At 55.0% G+C, this 16,796-nt stretch carries 19 protein-coding genes; 17 read left to right on the forward strand and 2 right to left on the reverse strand.

Annotation, left to right across the window (positions count from 1 at the left end):
- The first annotated feature begins 17 nt into the window (after positions 1–17).
- From AADB16_RS08690 to AADB16_RS08725, 8 genes are all read left to right on the forward strand, one after another.
- Entirely contained in the window at positions 18–2,102 is a 2,085-nt protein-coding gene (locus tag AADB16_RS08690) for a chemotaxis protein CheA (RefSeq protein ID WP_410802696.1), read from the forward strand.
- A 57-nt stretch (positions 2,103–2,159) separates the two neighbouring features.
- The gene (locus tag AADB16_RS08695) at positions 2,160–3,302 is read left to right on the forward strand and encodes a protein-glutamate methylesterase/protein-glutamine glutaminase (RefSeq protein ID WP_410802698.1); all 1,143 of its coding nucleotides are present in this window, start codon (positions 2,160–2,162) and stop codon (positions 3,300–3,302) included.
- Positions 3,302–4,042, forward strand: a complete 741-nt coding sequence (locus tag AADB16_RS08700; protein WP_200369206.1) for a flagellar motor protein — start codon at positions 3,302–3,304, stop codon at positions 4,040–4,042. The genes AADB16_RS08695 and AADB16_RS08700 overlap by 1 nt, the downstream gene beginning before the upstream one ends.
- Before the next feature lie 18 nt (positions 4,043–4,060).
- Positions 4,061–4,843: a flagellar motor protein MotD gene (gene motD / locus AADB16_RS08705; RefSeq protein WP_309043063.1), complete on the forward strand. Its 783-nt coding sequence runs from the start codon at positions 4,061–4,063 to the stop codon at positions 4,841–4,843.
- 190 nt (positions 4,844–5,033) lie between these two features.
- Positions 5,034–5,831 (forward strand): ParA family protein, encoded by a 798-nt coding sequence (locus tag AADB16_RS08710; RefSeq protein ID WP_309043064.1) that lies wholly within the window; start codon positions 5,034–5,036, stop codon positions 5,829–5,831.
- Positions 5,824–6,597 carry a chemotaxis protein CheW gene (locus AADB16_RS08715; RefSeq protein ID WP_410802700.1) on the forward strand — a complete coding sequence of 258 codons (774 nt, stop codon included), beginning with the start codon at positions 5,824–5,826 and terminating at the stop codon, positions 6,595–6,597. Before AADB16_RS08710 ends, AADB16_RS08715 begins: the two co-directional genes overlap by 8 nt.
- A gap of 137 nt (positions 6,598–6,734) precedes the next feature.
- Positions 6,735–7,223 (forward strand): chemotaxis protein CheW, encoded by a 489-nt coding sequence (locus AADB16_RS08720; protein WP_309043066.1) that lies wholly within the window; start codon positions 6,735–6,737, stop codon positions 7,221–7,223.
- Positions 7,224–7,290: 67 nt separating this feature from the next.
- On the forward strand, positions 7,291–7,683 hold the full coding sequence (locus AADB16_RS08725; protein WP_410802702.1) for a DUF2802 domain-containing protein: 393 nt from the start codon (positions 7,291–7,293) through the stop codon (positions 7,681–7,683).
- 15 nt (positions 7,684–7,698) lie between these two features.
- Here the strand turns inward: AADB16_RS08725 and AADB16_RS08730 are convergent, their stop codons facing one another.
- Positions 7,699–8,004, reverse strand: a complete 306-nt coding sequence (locus AADB16_RS08730) for an EscU/YscU/HrcU family type III secretion system export apparatus switch protein (RefSeq protein ID WP_410802704.1) — start codon at positions 8,002–8,004, stop codon at positions 7,699–7,701.
- Positions 8,001–9,350 (reverse strand): flagellar hook-length control protein FliK, encoded by a 1,350-nt coding sequence (locus tag AADB16_RS08735; RefSeq protein WP_410802705.1) that lies wholly within the window; start codon positions 9,348–9,350, stop codon positions 8,001–8,003. Before AADB16_RS08735 ends, AADB16_RS08730 begins: the two co-directional genes overlap by 4 nt.
- A gap of 145 nt (positions 9,351–9,495) precedes the next feature.
- Here AADB16_RS08735 and ccmA point away from each other — a divergent pair, with 145 nt between their 5' ends.
- From ccmA to ccmI, 9 genes are all read left to right on the forward strand, one after another.
- Positions 9,496–10,137, forward strand: a complete 642-nt coding sequence (ccmA, locus tag AADB16_RS08740; RefSeq protein WP_309043472.1) for a cytochrome c biogenesis heme-transporting ATPase CcmA — start codon at positions 9,496–9,498, stop codon at positions 10,135–10,137.
- Positions 10,127–10,852 carry a heme exporter protein CcmB gene (gene ccmB / locus AADB16_RS08745; protein WP_309043070.1) on the forward strand — a complete coding sequence of 242 codons (726 nt, stop codon included), beginning with the start codon at positions 10,127–10,129 and terminating at the stop codon, positions 10,850–10,852. Before ccmA ends, ccmB begins: the two co-directional genes overlap by 11 nt.
- A 32-nt stretch (positions 10,853–10,884) precedes the next feature.
- On the forward strand, positions 10,885–11,628 hold the full coding sequence (gene ccmC / locus AADB16_RS08750; protein ID WP_410802707.1) for a heme ABC transporter permease CcmC: 744 nt from the start codon (positions 10,885–10,887) through the stop codon (positions 11,626–11,628).
- A 3-nt stretch (positions 11,629–11,631) separates the two neighbouring features.
- Complete coding sequence (gene ccmD, locus AADB16_RS08755; protein ID WP_309043072.1) at positions 11,632–11,871, forward strand: heme exporter protein CcmD; 240 nt, start codon at positions 11,632–11,634, stop codon at positions 11,869–11,871.
- A gap of 15 nt (positions 11,872–11,886) precedes the next feature.
- Positions 11,887–12,360 carry a cytochrome c maturation protein CcmE gene (ccmE, locus tag AADB16_RS08760; protein WP_309043073.1) on the forward strand — a complete coding sequence of 158 codons (474 nt, stop codon included), beginning with the start codon at positions 11,887–11,889 and terminating at the stop codon, positions 12,358–12,360.
- 39 nt (positions 12,361–12,399) lie between these two features.
- A complete protein-coding gene (locus AADB16_RS08765) occupies positions 12,400–14,403 on the forward strand; it encodes a heme lyase CcmF/NrfE family subunit (RefSeq protein WP_410802709.1) in 2,004 nt (667 codons plus the stop codon).
- On the forward strand, positions 14,400–14,936 hold the full coding sequence (locus tag AADB16_RS08770; protein ID WP_410802710.1) for a DsbE family thiol:disulfide interchange protein: 537 nt from the start codon (positions 14,400–14,402) through the stop codon (positions 14,934–14,936). Before AADB16_RS08765 ends, AADB16_RS08770 begins: the two co-directional genes overlap by 4 nt.
- Positions 14,936–15,415, forward strand: coding sequence for a cytochrome c-type biogenesis protein (locus AADB16_RS08775; RefSeq protein WP_410802712.1), 480 nt, complete (start codon positions 14,936–14,938; stop codon positions 15,413–15,415). The genes AADB16_RS08770 and AADB16_RS08775 overlap by 1 nt, the downstream gene beginning before the upstream one ends.
- A 77-nt stretch (positions 15,416–15,492) precedes the next feature.
- Positions 15,493–16,779: a c-type cytochrome biogenesis protein CcmI gene (gene ccmI / locus AADB16_RS08780; RefSeq protein WP_410802714.1), complete on the forward strand. Its 1,287-nt coding sequence runs from the start codon at positions 15,493–15,495 to the stop codon at positions 16,777–16,779.
- Positions 16,780–16,796 lie beyond the last annotated feature (17 nt).

Consider the following 16,796-nt stretch of genomic DNA (forward strand, 5'->3'; position numbering starts at 1 on the left):
ACAGAAGAGGTTAACCCATGGCGTTTGATGCCGATGATGAGATCCTGCAAGACTTCCTGGTGGAGGCTGGGGAGATCCTTGAGAAGCTGTCGGAACAGCTTGTTGATCTTGAGCAACATCCAGACGACAGCAATTTGCTCAACGCCATTTTCCGTGGATTCCACACCGTAAAAGGCGGTGCAGGCTTTCTGCAGTTGGATGCTCTGGTGAACTGTTGCCACTCCGCTGAGAACGTGTTCGATATTTTGCGCAATCATAAGCGCGCGGTGGATTCCGAGCTGATGGATGTTGTGCTGGAAGCTTTGGACCATGTGAATGCCATGTTCGAGCAGGTGCGTAACAGGGAAGAGCTGACCCCTGCGCCCGATGAATTGATTGCGGCTCTGGATGCCTTGGCACTGCCTCAAGTTACTGGCGAAGTGGTGAGCACCGAGCGAGCAGACGTTCCTGCCGCCCCTGAGAGCGATCAGGATGGTGGCGATATTACTGATGAAGAGTTCGAGCAATTGCTGGATGCGTTGCATGGCGATGCACCGGTGTCTGGTGCAGCCGATAGCTCCGCGCCTGATCAGCCCGCCGGAAGCAGCGGCTCAGGGGACGAAATTACAGATGATGAGTTTGAAGCCCTGCTGGATGAGCTGCATGGTAAGGGTAAATTTGCCGCAAAAGCAGCCGCAGCTGACGATGCTCAGGCAGCGTCAAGTGCTGCCAGCCCGGCCGTGGGCAATGATGGCGAACTGATCACTGACGACGAATTTGAAAAACTGCTCGACGAGCTGCATGGCAAGGGCGGAAGCCCTACCACTGGCGGCCCCGCCGAAAAGACATCACAGCCGAAAGCTGAGCCAGCAAAAGTGCTACCTGAACAGGTGCCTGAGACGAAGCCAGCTGCTCCAGCACCTGCCGGTAAAGCGGCCCCTCCCAGAGATTCAGCACCAGTGGCCGAAACCACTGTGCGTGTCGACACCAAGCGTCTCGACGACATCATGAACATGGTGGGCGAATTGGTGCTGGTGCGAAATCGACTTCAGAGGCTGGGCTCCGACAGTGAAGACGAGCACATGCACAAGGCTGTATCCAGCCTTGATGTGGTGACCACAGATCTTCAGGCTGCAGTGATGCAGACTCGCATGCAGCCAATCAAAAAAGTTTTCGGTCGCTTCCCGCGGGTTGTTCGTGACCTGGCCCGGGGCATGAAAAAAGAAGTGAATCTGGTGATGATTGGCGAAGAGACCGATCTCGACAAAAACCTTGTTGAAGCCCTGTCGGACCCGCTCGTTCACCTGGTACGGAATTCTGTTGACCATGGTATTGAAACGCCGGATGTTCGTGAAAAGGCGGGTAAGCCGCGGCAAGGCACGGTCACCCTCTCTGCTGAACAGGAAGGCGACCATATCCTCCTGTCTATCGATGATGATGGTGCAGGTATGGACCCGGAAGTACTGCGCCGCAAAGCGGTGGAAAAAGGGATTTACGATCAGGACGCTGCCGATCGCCTCACGGATACAGAGTGTTTTAACCTGATTTTTGCCGCCGGGTTTTCCACCAAGGAGCAGATTTCTGACGTGTCCGGGCGCGGCGTGGGCATGGATGTGGTGAAAACCAAAATAAATCAGCTCAATGGCCAGCTCAGCATTGTTTCAGCTTTAGGCAAGGGTTCTCGCATTATCATTAAAGTGCCCCTGACTTTGGCGATTATGCCAACCCTGATGATCAAACTTGGTGATCAGTCTTTTGCTCTGCCGCTGGTGAATGTGGTGGAGATATTCCATTTGAATCTGACTCGCACCAATGTTGTAGATGGTCGTGAGTGTGTTGTTGTACGGGACAAGGTGTTTCCGCTTTTCCATATAAAGCGCTGGTTGGTGAAAGGGTCTGCTGGCGTAACGGGCCCTGAAAGCGGGCACGTGGTAATCGTTGCCATGGGCACCAACAAGGTTGGTTTTGTTGTTGACCAGCTCGTCGGTCAGGAAGAGGTGGTTATCAAGCCTCTCGGGCGAGGGTTACAGGGCACACCGGGTATGGCAGGAGCCACAATTACCGGTGATGGCCGTATTGCGCTGATTATCGATGTTCCTAGCTTGCTGCAGCACTACAGCTGAGTTGTTTACAGGCAGCGCAAAGCTTTATGGATCAAAGCATTTTGGTAGGAGAAACGGATGACAGTTTCTGTCCTGGTCGTTGATGATTCAGGGTTTTTTCGCAAGCGACTAACAGAGATACTCACCTCGTCGGGCCAGATCCGTGTGGTGGGCGTGGCAGCCAACGGCCGGGAAGGTGTTGAGTTGGCGGGATCGCTGCGCCCGGATGTTATTACCATGGATTACGAAATGCCGATTATGGACGGTATTTCGGCGGTGCGGGAAATCATGCAAAAGCACCCGATACCGGTGCTCATGTTTTCTTCACTCACCTACGAAGGCGCCAGAATTACACTGGACGCCCTGGAAGCCGGTGCGGTTGATTTCTTGCCCAAAAACTTCGAGGAAATCGCGCGGGATGGCAGCCAGCTGCAAAAAATTCTGATTGATCGCGTACTTGATGTTGCGCGCAGTCGACCAGCCAGCAGGGCACAGCCAGCTTCGCCTTCTCCCAGGGCACCTCAACAATCTGCACCTGCCGCACCTACCAGGCCTGCAACGTCAGGGCGCTCTGTGGTGCCCAGACGCCAGGCTGTTCAGCCAACGCAAGATGACACGCCCAAGCGCACTGCGCGAAAGAGCCCGGCACGACAATTCGCTGTTGTGGGTATTGGTACTTCAACCGGCGGGCCAGTGGCGCTGCAGCGTGTGCTTTCGGCTTTGCCGGCCGGTTTCCCGTCGCCGATTGTTCTGGTGCAGCACATGCCTGCAAGCTTTACGCCGGCCTTTGCTGAGCGCCTCAACAAGCTGTGCAAGATTGAAGTCCGGCAGGCAGAAGACGGCGATATCCTTCACCCTGGATTGGCTCTGCTTGCCCCCGGCGGCAAACAGATGATGATTGAAAACCGGGGTGGTCAGCCCCGGGTTCGTATTCTGCCGGGCGACGAGCGCCTGAACTACCGGCCCTGTGTGGACGTTACCTTTGGGTCCCTTGCCCGCGCATTCCCCGGGAAAACGCTAGGCGTTATCCTTACGGGAATGGGGTCTGACGGGAAAGAGGGGTGCCGAATGATGAAGCAAAGCGGCTCACCCATCTGGTCTCAGGATGAAAGATCGTCTGTCATTTATGGTATGCCCATGGCGGTTGCTAAAGCAGGCTTGAGTGATGAGGTTTTATCGTTGGAGGAAATAGGGCCCAGATTGCTTGAGGGCGTTTGCTGATGGATATACTCAGCCTGCTCGGTGTCGTTCTGGCTTTTGCTGCTATTCTTGGCGGCAACCTGCTTGAAGGCGGAGCACTGAGCTCACTGTTTAATGGCCCGGCTGCCATTATTGTGATTGGTGGCACCTTGGCCGCGACCATTCTCCAGACCTCCTGGCCGGTTCTGAAACGGGCTGCTGCCCAAGCACGCTGGGTGTTTGTTCCCCCGTTTATCAGCATTGAAGACGGAATTGGCAAGGTAATCGATTGGAGCGTGAAGGCCAGAAAACAAGGACTTTTAGGGCTTGAAGGTTTAGCGGAAAATGAGCCGGAAACCTTTGCTCGCAAAGGCCTTCAGTTGTTGGTAGATGGTGCTGAAACCGAAACAATCCGCAGCATCATGGAGATAGATCTCGATTGCCGCGAGCAGCGAAATCTTGAATCTGCTCGAGTGTTTGAGGCCATGGGTGGTTATTCACCGACCATCGGTATTATTGGCGCTGTCATGGGGTTGATACAGGTGATGACCAACCTCGAAGACCCGGCGTCCCTGGGCAGCGGAATTGCCACTGCCTTTGTAGCAACCATCTATGGCGTGGCACTGGCCAACCTGCTGTTTTTCCCGGTTGCCAATAAGCTGCGCGGGCTGGTCAAGGAACGTTCACGGTACGAAGATATGATGATCGATGGTCTCATTGCCATTGCAGAGGGTGAGAACCCCAAATCCATTGAATTGCGGCTGCGGGGCTTCCTGCAGTAAGCAAAACCGGTTCCTAATATGCGGCGTCGCAGGCAACCTCAGGATGATTTGCACAACAAAGAGCGTTGGCTGATTTCCTATGCGGATTTCATAACGCTGTTGTTTGCTTTTTTTGTAGTGATGTACTCGGTCTCATCGGTGAATGAGGGTAAGTACAAGGTACTGTCTGAGACACTTACAGGCGTCTTCAACGCACCGCAGCGCTCCTTTCAGCCTATTGAAATTGGTGACCAGACTCCACGACCGGAAACCCAACCTTCAGAGGATGTGATACCCCCGGCGGTAACAGAGGCACCCAGAAATTCAGAACAGGATACACAGGCCCGCACAGAAGCCTTGCGCACCATGGCAGATCAGTTGGCGATAGAGTTTGACGAACTGATCGATCGTGGGGTGGTTACCCTTGAAGTCAATGACCGCTGGCTTTCACTCAACCTGCCGGATAGCCTGCTATTTGGCAGTGGCGATGCGGAGCCTCACTATGATGCGTTTGATGTGATGGATAAGGTGGCGCGGGTTCTCAGGAACCGGGATAACGCGGTAAAGGTTGAAGGTTTTACCGATAACCAGCCCATTCGCACGTCGCGCTTCCCTTCCAACTGGGAGCTTTCCACAGCACGGGCAGCGGCGGTAGTCCGTATGTTGAGCATGGAGGGTATTGAGCCGGAACGGCTGGCTGCGATTGGTTATGGGGAGCATCAGCCCCTGGCCCGTAACGACACTGAGGAAGGTCGCCGTCGCAATCGGCGGGTAGTGCTGCTTATTTCCCGTGATGCCAGTATCCGGGGAGTCATGCGCTAGGGGATTTCTGCGAGAGTCCTTGCTGGCACGGTTTCTGTATAACTCACCCCGTATTTCGTCAGGCGGCAACCGACTGCCGGTACTTAACCTGCTGGTACTACACCTGCTTAAGTTACATAAGAAACGGCCGATAAACGGGATACGTTCCTGTTTTTAGCGGGTCGCAACACAGTAGTTTCGGAGTATAAACGTGCGAATCTGGGCTATAGCCAATCAGAAGGGTGGCGTGGGTAAAACCACCTCGGTGGTCGCGTTAGGCGGCCTGCTGGCGGAGCGTGGCAAGCGTGTTCTGGTGGTTGATCTTGACCCTCACGGTTCACTGACCAGCTGGTTCGGATACGATCCGGATACCATCGCGCACAGCCTTTTTGATCTGTTTCAGCACCAGGGCAAGGTGCCTGATGGGCTTCCGGCCCAGCTTATTACAGAAACCAGTTGCCCCGGATTGGATCTTTTGCCTGCCAGTACAGCGTTGGCGACACTGGAGCGCCGAATGGTGGGCGCGGAAGGCATGGGGCTCATTGTTTCCCGGGCGCTTACCCAGCTGTGGGATGATTATGATTTCGTCCTTCTTGATAACACGCCCTCGCTGGGTGTGCTGATGGTCAATGCATTGGCAGCGGCACAACACCTGATTATTCCCGTGCAAACCGAGTTCCTTGCCATCAAAGGCCTTGAGCGCATGTTGCACACTCTGCAGATGATCATGCGCTCACAAAAAAATCAGCTGCCTTACACCATCGTGCCCACCCTGTTTGACCGGCGCACTCAGGCGTCGATGCAAAGCCTTAATCTGCTGCGTAAAACCTATCAGGACAACCTTTGGAGGTTTGCAGTGCCGGTAGATACCAAGTTCCGCGACGCCAGTCAGGCAGGTATAGTACCGTCAAAGCTGGAAGCCCAGACACATGGCGTTCGGGCTTACAGGCACTTGCTGGATGATTTGCTGGCAAGAACAGGCGCACAGAAGGAACGTCAGCATGGCTGACGAGAAATTGACAAAATTGGCCGATCCAGCCAGCGCGATTGCCAGTTATCTGGATGAGTTGCTGCACACAGCAACGACAACAGCGCAGCATGAAGCGTTGGCTGCGCCAGAATTTGCCGTAAAGGCAGAGCCTGAACCTGAAGCGCCCCCAATAAAGAGGCAGGTGGTGGCCACCAAACCAGTGCCTGTTGAGGCTCCGGCACCCTTGGTAGCGCCGAAATCGGTGCAGGTGCGGGAACCAATGCCATTGGTGGCCACCACGCCAGCGCCTACGCCAGGGTATGAAGTTCCTGCGGCGCGCCCCGAGTGGTCAGAGCGCCCGTTCGAGTGCCTGATTTTCACGGTGGCTGGGCTGCAGCTTGCGGTACCTTTGGTGCTGTTGGGTGCTATATATCAGATTGAAGAGAGTATTCGGCCTATTCCCGGTAGCCCTCGTTGGTACATGGGTATTCGCATGGGAGCCCATCAGAACTTGAGGGTTGTGGATACGGCTGAGTGGATTATGGCCGGGCGAGTGCCGGCGAATGCCCGTGATAATTATCGCTTTGTTATTCGCCTGGATAACAGTGAGTGGGGCCTTGCATGCGATAATGTGGCCCAGTCATTCACTCTGAGCCCGGATGATGTGCGCTGGCGCACGGCCCGCAGCAAGCGGCCCTGGCTGGCTGGCACAGTCATTGAGCAAATGTGTGCTCTGGTTGATGTCCGTACCATGGCAGATTTGTTGGTGCGCGCAGAACAAGAGCAGCATCTTGACCTGAGTTGACCGGAGAAACCCGGTTACCTAATGAAACCTTGTCGTACTGGCACGGTTTGTGCCCTTAATTATAGTATTGGGCACTGATGATGTTTTTTTGACGATCAGGCTGCCCGCCCGGGTAAGCCGTACAGGAGAGACTGGTTATGGCATCCCCGAGCGGACCGCAAAAACAGGCCAAAGACGATCAGGTACTGCAGTATGTGACCTTCCGGCTGGATAACGAGACCTATGGTCTGGATGTTATGCAGATTCAGGAAGTGCTGAGATACACGGAGATTGCGCCGGTGCCGGGTGCTCCGGACTATGTACTCGGTATCATCAACCTGCGGGGCAATGTGGTGACGGTAATAGACACCCGTCGCCGTTTCGGGTTGGCAGATGCCGAAATGACAGACGCCACCCGAATTGTAGTGATGGAATCTGCTGACCAGGTGATGGGTATTCTGGTGGATTCAGTAGCCGAAGTTGTGTACCTGAAAGCCAGTGAAATTGAGACTGCACCGAACGTGGGTAATGATGAAAGTGCCAGATTTATCCAGGGTGTGTGTAATAAGGATGGCGAACTGATCATATTGGTTGAGTTCGATAAAATGCTGTCAGACCACGAATGGGCAGAGATCGCAGGACTGTAAACCGGCGCCATACCGGCCAGACCTGATGATGGATGCCTCAAGTGGCTAATAACCGGAGACATCCATCATGTTTACTGAAATTCCTTCCTATCTTCCATGGGCGTTGACTGGCGTAGCGATTACGCTGGTTTTTGTGCAGGGCGTTATGCTTGGCCGCCAGAACAGAGAACTGAAATCCACACTCAAAGAGCGGTGCGATATCCTCGGTAGGGAATTGCATGCTACTGCCAGTGGCAGCATGGGGGTGGGCCAACGCCTTGTGGCTTGTGAGCGGCAGTTGCATGAGCTGAGAACAACCATGGACGAGATGCGCCAGAACGATCCTCTGCGTATATCTTACGATGAAGCTTCACGGCTTGTTGACCTTGGCGCAGATATTGACGATCTGATGAATACATGCGGAATTTCCCGTCCCGAGGCCGAGCTGGTATCGGCGCTGAAGAAACGTCAGGCGGCTTAAGCAGGCCAGTGGCTTTCAGGGATTATCTGAGCTACTGCCGGCGTCTTCAGGCGTGCGGCCGCGTATATGAAAGGCAAACGCAAGAATTTCTGCAATAACCCGGTAGAGGTTTTCGGGTATTTCGTCATTGAGTGACAAGCGTGCGAGAATCCCAGCTAACTCGGCATTTTCATACAGTGGCACGTTGTTTTCTCTGGCAATCCGGATAATTTCATCAGCCAGTTCGTAAGTGCCTGTGGCCGTGATGGTCGGGGCTTTTTCGCCGTCGTATTTCAGTGCAACTGCGGCACTGGATGATTGGCCCTGGTTTTTCTCTTTCATGCTCGGGTGTCCACCAGTCTGTGCTCCAGCTTGGTTGTCGGGTACGAGGGGCTGCCCCGCCGGCATTCCAGATCTGTCACTTCCAGCCCTAACTCCACAAGGCTTCGCCTCAGAAGCGGCAGTTCTTCGTTCACCTGCTTTAACGTTTCCTGTTTTTCTGCCCACACCCGAGCACTGACTTCATGCTGGCGCAGGGAAACCTCAAAGTTCAGAGCCCCGGCCAGTTCCAGATCAATGGCAAGATTCAGGCGCCACTCGCTGATGGCAGCACTTTTTTCGTTACGGCCCTTGGCTGAAGACTCGTCTTTGTATTGCTCCAAACGCAGCTGTGCCAGCTTGGGCTCGTTTTGGGGCGTTACCCAAGGTAAGTCCATAAGCAGGGTGGAGGTGGGTGCAGGCGTGTCACCGCCGCCTCTTGCCGTCAGGATTTGGCTGTGTAATTGGTTAACCGTAATCCGGTTCAGCATGCCCGCCAACATGCGCAAGGTCTGGCCCACGGATGTGGGCTCGGAACTCGTGGCGGGTACTATTGCCTGTGGGAATTGCAGCGGCGCCTGAACCAGGCTGGGGCTTGCCAAGGGCATAAGACGATTGAAGGAGGTTGCGGTGTTACCGCCTTGCTCTGCAAGCAAGCTGGTGATCATTCGCCCTATGGCAAGTTTGAGGTCGGGCAGTGCGGGCGAAGGTGTCTGGGTCAGGCGGGATTCTGCAAACAGTCCACTCTCGGCTACCCATTGCCGGATTTGCTGTACGCTGTTGTTCTGAGTGCCGGCACCGGGCGCAAGGGTGTTGCTGGCAGGCAGCCTTGCAATCAGAGTCTCAAGAGCCTGGCGCGCCGCTTCCGGCAGAGGTTGCAGGCTGCGGCTGGTGGGCAGTTGCCCGGGCGTCAGTTCAGGAACCAGGCCCCGGTTCAGTGCTGTCATCAGTTTTGCCAGGCCACTGTCCAGGCTTTGCTGCCAGGGCATTCGTTGCGCCAGAGCCCGTGCAATCGCGGCTTCTGGTGTCGCTACCAGCTTGCCCATCAGTTGCAGTTCGTTACCGGCCCGCATTACTTTTACCCAATCCCCCGGCGTCAGCTCCGTGGCACCAATTGCTGCATTAACCTGTAGCGGCTTTCCTCGCACATCCAGCAACACTTCTGCGTTGCCACTGCCTTGACGGTTGATGACTTCTGCTACCCGGGCCAGTATGGTCTCACGGTTTGCGAGCTGTACCTGGTCCAGTTGCTGTCGGGCCGACAGCGCCGCTGTTTCTCGGCCTGGCTGCGAGGCTTCATTGGTCTGCGTCGGCCCGGGAGTTACCGGTGCCGGAGGGATAGGGGACTGTTGGCCGCTGGGTAGTTTCATCGCTGCTGACTTGATACCAGACAAGAGTAATCTGTAGACGCTTTCGTTATAATACGCCGCGCCGGCAACTATTGTCGTGAATACACCCGATGCAATTGTGCATCGTCCTGATTACGGGGCCCTGATGTCCGAGCCGTTACCCTTGATTCCCGAACCATTACTACAGGCTGTTAACCTGCAGTGTGAGCGGGACAAGCGGATACTTTTCCGTGAGTTATCCTTTTCCATACTGCCCGGTACAGTAACTCGTGTCGAGGGGCCAAATGGCTCCGGTAAAACAACCCTGCTGAGAATACTGGCTGGCCTGAATGATGCCTGGACCGGTGAATTGAAGTGGTGCGGGGCGCCGGTGGCAAACCACCGGGAAGAGTTTCTCCGCAACATGCTGTATCTCGGGCACCGTCCGGGTATCAAACCCTTGCTTACTCCGCTGGAAAACCTCCGGGCCTTAATGGCGGGTCGCAGGCCAGTGTCTGACGCAGCATTAAGTCAGGCTCTGCAAGGTACCGGCCTCGCTGGCTATGAAAACGTACCCTGTCGCAATTTGTCTGCCGGTCAACAACGCAGAGTTGCATTGGCGCGGCTGTTAATAGCTGACGAGCCCCTTTGGCTGCTCGATGAAGTGTTTACCGCCATTGATGCAAACGGTGTGGCAGCTATCGAAGCTCTTTTGCAACAGCGAGCTGCTGAAGGCGGTGCTGTGCTGGTGACCACTCACCATGATTTGGCGCTTCCGGGCATGCACAGGTTGGTGCTTGGCAAGGGAGGCGTGGCCGATGAACGCTGAAACCCGTCTGGCAGCTCAGCTGGCCAGTAGCCGTGTTGGCGCTCTGGCTGCCATGAAAGGTGTGTTTGCACGGGATATGAAGGTGGCATTTCGGCAACGCCAGGATCTGCTTAACCCGCTGCTGTTTTTTATTATGGTCGTTACGCTGTTTCCCCTTGGTGTCAGCCCGGAGGTTTCATTCCTCAGCCAAGCGGGTGCCGGTATACTGTGGGTGGCAGCGCTGCTTTCTGTTCTGCTGTCGCTGGATCATCTGTTTCGCCATGATTTTGACGATGGCACCCTGGAACAGCTTGTGCTTCAGCCGCAGCCGCTGTTTCTTCTGATTTTGGCTAAAACTACGGCGCACTGGATGCTGACAGGCTTGCCCTTGGTTATTTTAGCCCCTGTTCTTGGTGTAATGGTGCATCTCGACGGGAACTCTATTGCTGTTTTGTGTCTAACGCTGTTGATTGGTACGCCGGTACTGAGTTTGATTGGCGCTATTGGTGCTGCGTTAACGCTTGGGTTGCGATCGGCAGGTGTGCTCTTGTCCCTGTTGATCATTCCCCTGTACATTCCGGTGCTGATATTCGGCACGGGCACAGTTGCGGCAGCGGCAGAGGGCGCATCTGTGGGAGCATACCTGGCTTTGATGGGCGCTTTCCTTGTGCTGGCGCTGACACTTGCGCCGTTTGCAGCAGCTGCAGCGCTGAAAATCAGCTTGTCGAACGGATAAAACAAGGTAAACGGTAGGACGGTGACCATCTGATGTGGCAAATTTTTCACAAACTGGGTTCCCCAAAGTGGTTTTTCGGGATATCCACCCGGTTCATGCCCTGGCTGCTGGCAGGCGGTGTATTGCTGCTTATGGCTGGCGTAGTCTGGGGCTTGGCGTTTGCGCCCAAGGATTATCTTCAGGGCAATAGTTACCGGATCATTTTTATTCATGTGCCTACTGCGTTTATGGCGCAGTCGGTGTACATAATGATGGCGTCTGCGGCCCTTGTAACGCTGGTGTGGCGTATGAAGCTTGCCGATGTGTTCGTCAAGGCGGTTGCGCCGGTGGGGCTGGTTCTGACATTTCTGGCGCTCTTTACCGGGGCGGTTTGGGGCAAGCCGACTTGGGGCACCTGGTGGATTTGGGATGCCCGGCTTACCTCCATGTTGATTCTGCTGTTCCTGTATGGCGGCGTTATCGCACTGGATCGCGCTATCAATGACGAAAAATCGGCAGCCCGCGCTGTTGCTGTTCTGGTGCTGGTAGGGGTAGTGAATATCCCCATTATCAAATACTCCGTAGACTGGTGGAATACACTGCACCAGCCCGCGACGTTCAAGCTCACAGAAAAGCCGTCCATGCCGGCGGAAATGTGGGTGCCACTGCTGCTGTCAGTGCTGGGCCTGTACCTGATTTTCGGATGGCTCGCCTGCGTTCGTATGCAGACAGAAATTTTGTCCCGGGAGCAACGCACCCGGTGGGTGAAAGAATTCGTATTGAAAGGACGGGTTTGAGCCATGGCATTTGATTCTTTTTCTGCCTTTATCGCGATGGAGGGCCACGGCCCTTATGTGTGGGCCTGTTACGCTGTGTTTTTTGTGCTGATGGCTGTGCTAATGGCGGGATCATTGCGGAGCAGGAAAGCGATGGTTGAGTCCTGCCGTCGTGGTTATGAGTTTCAGGCCGACAAGAGTAAAGTGGCCTCGGCTCCAGCATCTTCTGCGTCTTTCGCGCGCGTAAACGTTTCCCAAGACTGACTGACAGGTATGTAAATGCACCCGATCCGTAAAAAGCGGCTGACTATTGTACTGTTTCTGCTGGCAGGGCTATCCGTAGCAGTGGCGCTGACAACCTATGCGCTGCGCCAGAACATTAACTTGTTCTACGACCCGAGCCAGATTTCTGCTGGAGAGGCCCCAATTGATGTCCGTATCCGCGCAGGCGGCATGGTTGAAGAAGGCTCGGTTGTGCGGGACCCGGAAAGCCTGAAGGTGGAGTTCCTGGTAACTGATTACAGCGCTTCTGTGCCTGTAGAGTACGTTGGAATCCTGCCTGACCTGTTTGCTGAGGGACAGGGCATTGTCGCCATGGGTCGACTCAACAATGAGGGGCGTTTTGTAGCGGATCAGGTTCTGGCCAAGCACGATGAAAATTACATGCCGCCAGAAGTGGCCAGTGCCCTGGAAAAGGCATCGGAGGCGGGAGCCAAGTCGGCGACTGAAAGCACCAAATCCGCAACCTACTAAACACATTACAACCAATAGCCTGATTCCTGGAGAGCTTTGATGTATCCCGAACTCGGACAGCTTGCACTGATACTCGCGCTGGTTCTGGCAGTGCTTCTGTCGGTTGTACCCCTGGTTGGCTCACTCACCGGCCGAGACAGCCTGCAGGCGTTTGCGAGGCCGTTGACTACCGGCATGTTTGTGTTTGTCGGGCTGGCGTTTGCGGTGTTGACCCATGCCTTTTTAACAGACGACTTTTCAGTCGCCTACGTGGCGAACAACAGCAACAGCATGCTGCCCTGGTATTACAAGTTTAGCGCGGTGTGGGGTGGCCATGAAGGCTCACTGCTCCTGTGGATATTGATGCTGACCGGGTGGACCATGGCCGTTGCCATTTTCAGTCGCCGGTTGCCTGCGGTGATGATCTCCCAGGTGTTATCTGTTCTCGGCATGGTCAGTGTTGGCTTTATGCTCTTTATTGTGGTGACTTCAAACCCATTTGACCGTCTGCTACCAAACGTACCGGCTGATGGTGCGGATTTGAACCCGTTGTTGCAGGACTTCGGCCTTATTGTGCACCCGCCCATGTTGTATATGGGTTACGTTGGCTTTGCCGTAGCTTTTGCATTCGCCATTGCGGCACTGATTAACGGGCGTCTGGATGCCGCGTGGGCGAGATGGTCACGGCCCTGGACAACGGTTGCCTGGGCATTTCTGTCTATTGGTATTGCTCTTGGAAGCTGGTGGGCGTACTACGAGCTTGGCTGGGGTGGTTGGTGGTTCTGGGACCCCGTAGAAAACGCCTCGCTGCTGCCCTGGTTGTCGGGTACTGCGCTGATGCACTCGCTGGCGGTGACCGAAAAACGCGGTGTGTTCAAAAGCTGGACGGTACTGTTAGCCATTGTCACCTTTTCCCTGAGTTTGCTGGGAACCTTCCTGGTTCGATCTGGCGTGCTTACCTCGGTGCATGCCTTTGCGTCTGATCCGGAGCGGGGCACCTTTTTGCTGGCGTTGCTTGCATTAACCATCCTGGCCAGTCTGATGCTCTATGCGTTTCGGGCGCCTGTGGTTCATGTGCGCTCCCGCTATGGCTCTCTATCGCGGGAAATTTTCCTGCTGCTGAATAACGTACTGCTGGTTTCTGCAACGCTGCTGGTCGCAGTGGGCACGCTTTACCCACTGGTTCTGGATTTCTTCGAGCTGGGCAAGATATCCATCGGTGAGCCGTTCTTCAATCTCACGTTCAGCCCTCTGGCTGTGGCGACAGGGCTTTTGCTTGGCGTTGGCACCTTCTCGCGCTGGAAGAAAACCGATGCCGGTTGGCTTGCGCGCAAACTCTTGTGGCCGCTGGCGATCAGTATGCTGCTCAGTACCGCGGTCATGGTTGTGTATGGCGGATTCAAGCCTTGGGCCTTTATTGGCGTATTTACAGCCCTATGGGTAACCACTGCAACCTTCTGGGATTTGTGGGACAAGTCCTCTTCGAAAAAGGGGCGAGTTCACGGCCTTAAGCGCCAGTCCCGTAGTTACTACGGCATGGTGCTTGGTCATCTCGGATTAGCGCTCACCATGGCCGGCGCAACGGTGGTGTCGAACTATGGTATTGAGCGGGATGTGCGCATGGTGCCGGGTGATGTGGCCGAGGTTGGGGATTACCAGTTCCTGTTTGTGGATATTGGTGAGCGCCGCGGTCGTAACTTTACTGCCCAGTACGGCACGTTCGAGATCATGCGGGATGGCAAGCTGATTGCTGAGCTGCACCCCGAAAAGCGCCAGTACGCGGTTGGCATGAGTGTTATGACAGAAGCGGATATTGATGGCGGTTTGTTCCGGGATATATTTGTGGCTGTCGGTGAACGTATTTCTGACAACGCCTGGGCTATACGCCTGCAATACAAGCCGCTGATCCGCTGGCTCTGGCTTGGGGCTCTATTTATGGCCGCCGGTGGATTCCTGGCCATATCGGATCGCCGTTACCGGATACGTGAACGCTCGACGGAACGTTCGACATCCCCGGCGCCATCACAACCAGGCTCCCAGGAAACAGCTGGAGCGGTTTTATGAAGCGGTTTTTACTGTTTCTGCCCCTGCTGGTGGCCATCGTGGTGGGTGCATTTCTGTTTGCGGGTATCGGTAAAGACCCCACCAAGTTGGATTCCGCCCTGGTTGGAAAGCCGGTTCCGGTATTCGGCCTCAAAAGCCTGAAGCAACCTGAGGCGACCCTTGATGAGGGTCTGTTCCAGGGTGAGGTGACCCTGCTGAACGTGTGGGGTACCTGGTGCCCCGCCTGTCGGGATGAGCATGCTGACCTCATGTGGTTGGCACAGGAAAGGAAGGTTCCAATTATCGGGCTGAACTATAAGGACAGCAGAGACGAAGCCTTGGTTTGGCTGGACAGGTTGGGCGACCCCTACCGCACGGTGATCTACGACCCAAAAGGCACCCTGGGTTTTGATCTGGGTGTTTATGGCGCGCCTGAAACCTTTGTAATTGATGCATCCGGCGTTGTGCGTTACCGCCATGTAGGTGTGGTCAACCGCGAAGTGTGGGAACAGATCCTGTTGCCAGTGATTACTAAAGCGCGGGAGAACGGTTGATGCTCCGTATTATGTGTTTCCTGTTGGCTGTTTTTGCCTCCGGTATCAGCTCTGCCGATGTTTCTGCAGTGTATGGTTTTGACACCCGCAGCGAAGAGCAACGCTACCAGAATCTGATCGCAGAATTGCGCTGTCCCAAATGCCAGAACCAGAACATTGCGGATTCAAACTCACCGATTTCCAAGGACATGAGAAATGCGGTTTATCAAATGATGCAAGAGGGGGCCAGCAACGATGAAATTGTGGAGTCTCTGGTGGGCCGCTTTGGAGAGTTTGTAAAGTACAAACCCGATCTGGATAGCCGAACTTTCGTTCTCTGGGCAACGCCTGCGATTGCCGTTCTGGGTGGGTTACTCGTAGTGGTCGGGGTGGTTGTTCGCTCTCGTCGCGCGGGTACAGCGGCGCCGGCACTCAGTGCTGACGAGCAGGCCCGTATTGAAAAAATGCTTGCGGAAAAAGATCGTAACGGCAAAGTCTGACCAATACCTATGGCAAACGCCCGGATTCGTAGCTATACGCACCGCCTTATTCATTTTGAACCTGTGATGATATTTCCATGACCCAAACTTTCTGGATTGCCGCAACGGTACTGATCATTCTTGCCCTGGCATTTGTAATCTACCCAGTGATGTTCCACCGCCGGGCCGACCGGCAGCAGACAGATCTCAGAAACCAGAACCTGATGGCGTATCGCAGCCGTATGGCTGAGTTGGAAAAAGAGCATCAAGCGGGAATTATTGACGAGGAAACTTACCAGCAATTGCGCGACGAACTTGCCGGAGCCATGTTGGATGATGTGCCCGATAATGAGGTTCGGGCAAAAAGCATTCCCGGTCGCAAGGCCGCGATGGCGGTGGGTTTGGTCTCAATACTCCTGATTCCCGCAGCCACGGTTGTGCTTTATGAAGAGTGGGGTGCCCTGGATAGTGTGGAGGCGTATATCGCCATGCAGGAGTTGGGTGGTTCGGATGAAGCCCGTGCAGCGCAGATGGGCACGCTCACAGAACAGTTGCGCGAGCGGCTGGAAGCCAGTCCCGATAACCCTGACGGATGGGCGATGTTGGGCCAAACCTATATGCGCCTGGAGCGCTATGAAGATGCAGCATGGGCATTCCGGCAGTTGGCTGATAGTGTGAAATCTGATGATGGGTCCCAGGCGGTCGCTCTGGGGCTATCTGCGCAGGCGCTATTTTTCCTTAACCAAGGTGCCATGACCGATAAAGTAACTGCCACGATTGAAGAAGCCAGATCATTGAACCCTGACGAAGTAAATTCTCTTGGTTTGTTGGGCATTCATTCCTTCAGTCAGGGCGCCTATCGCGAGGCTATCCAGTACTGGGAGCGTATTCAGACAGTCGCACCAGATCACCCACAGTTGGGCGCCATTCAGGGCGGCATCGAAGAAGCTTATACTCGCCTTGGGGAGCAGCCACCAGCACAGGAACCGGCTCTTGCTGCAGCGGGTGATAGCGCTCAGGGCGTGGGCGTAACTGTGAGTGTGAGCCTTGATGAGGCGTTCAAGCAGGATATTCCTGACGACACTACATTGTTTATCTTTGCCCGTGCAGCCAATGTCCAGAGCGGTCCACCCTTGGCTGTTGTCAGATTGACGGCAAGCGCTCTGCCCATCGATATCCGGTTGGATGACCGATATGCGATGACCCCGGAAGCGGTGATTTCCGGTGTTGAAGAGGTGGCTGTAACGGCGCGGCTGACACGTTCTGGTAGCATCAGCGCGCAAGCGGGTGACTGGCAGGGAAGTACCGATACACCTATCACGGTTACCAAAGAGCAGGGCTCACCGGTAGCCATAGTGATCAATAAGCAATTGACCGGAAGCTGATCGGAACACAACTCAGC

Source organism: Marinobacter sp. KMM 10035 (assembly GCF_046537445.1).
GTDB classification, from domain to species: Bacteria; Pseudomonadota; Gammaproteobacteria; order Pseudomonadales; family Oleiphilaceae; genus Marinobacter; species Marinobacter sediminicola.

What these genes read in the sequence shown, in the direction of transcription:
- ccmD (WP_309043072.1), top strand. Translation starts at nt 11,632, where the DNA reads ATGGCATTTGATTCTTTTTCTGCCTTTATCGCGATGGAGGGCCACGGC.
- motD (WP_309043063.1), top strand. Translation starts at nt 4,061, where the DNA reads ATGCGGCGTCGCAGGCAACCTCAGGATGATTTGCACAACAAAGAGCGT.
- AADB16_RS08700 (WP_200369206.1), top strand. Translation starts at nt 3,302, where the DNA reads ATGGATATACTCAGCCTGCTCGGTGTCGTTCTGGCTTTTGCTGCTATT.
- AADB16_RS08770 (WP_410802710.1), top strand. Translation starts at nt 14,400, where the DNA reads ATGAAGCGGTTTTTACTGTTTCTGCCCCTGCTGGTGGCCATCGTGGTG.
- AADB16_RS08725 (WP_410802702.1), top strand. Translation starts at nt 7,291, where the DNA reads ATGTTTACTGAAATTCCTTCCTATCTTCCATGGGCGTTGACTGGCGTA.
- ccmI (WP_410802714.1), top strand. Translation starts at nt 15,493, where the DNA reads ATGACCCAAACTTTCTGGATTGCCGCAACGGTACTGATCATTCTTGCC.
- AADB16_RS08715 (WP_410802700.1), top strand. Translation starts at nt 5,824, where the DNA reads ATGGCTGACGAGAAATTGACAAAATTGGCCGATCCAGCCAGCGCGATT.
- ccmB (WP_309043070.1), top strand. Translation starts at nt 10,127, where the DNA reads ATGAACGCTGAAACCCGTCTGGCAGCTCAGCTGGCCAGTAGCCGTGTT.
- AADB16_RS08720 (WP_309043066.1), top strand. Translation starts at nt 6,735, where the DNA reads ATGGCATCCCCGAGCGGACCGCAAAAACAGGCCAAAGACGATCAGGTA.
- AADB16_RS08775 (WP_410802712.1), top strand. Translation starts at nt 14,936, where the DNA reads ATGCTCCGTATTATGTGTTTCCTGTTGGCTGTTTTTGCCTCCGGTATC.
- AADB16_RS08695 (WP_410802698.1), top strand. Translation starts at nt 2,160, where the DNA reads ATGACAGTTTCTGTCCTGGTCGTTGATGATTCAGGGTTTTTTCGCAAG.
- ccmC (WP_410802707.1), top strand. Translation starts at nt 10,885, where the DNA reads ATGTGGCAAATTTTTCACAAACTGGGTTCCCCAAAGTGGTTTTTCGGG.
- AADB16_RS08765 (WP_410802709.1), top strand. Translation starts at nt 12,400, where the DNA reads ATGTATCCCGAACTCGGACAGCTTGCACTGATACTCGCGCTGGTTCTG.
- AADB16_RS08690 (WP_410802696.1), top strand. Translation starts at nt 18, where the DNA reads ATGGCGTTTGATGCCGATGATGAGATCCTGCAAGACTTCCTGGTGGAG.
- AADB16_RS08735 (WP_410802705.1), bottom strand. Translation starts at nt 9,350, where the DNA reads ATGAAACTACCCAGCGGCCAACAGTCCCCTATCCCTCCGGCACCGGTA.
- ccmE (WP_309043073.1), top strand. Translation starts at nt 11,887, where the DNA reads ATGCACCCGATCCGTAAAAAGCGGCTGACTATTGTACTGTTTCTGCTG.
- AADB16_RS08730 (WP_410802704.1), bottom strand. Translation starts at nt 8,004, where the DNA reads ATGAAAGAGAAAAACCAGGGCCAATCATCCAGTGCCGCAGTTGCACTG.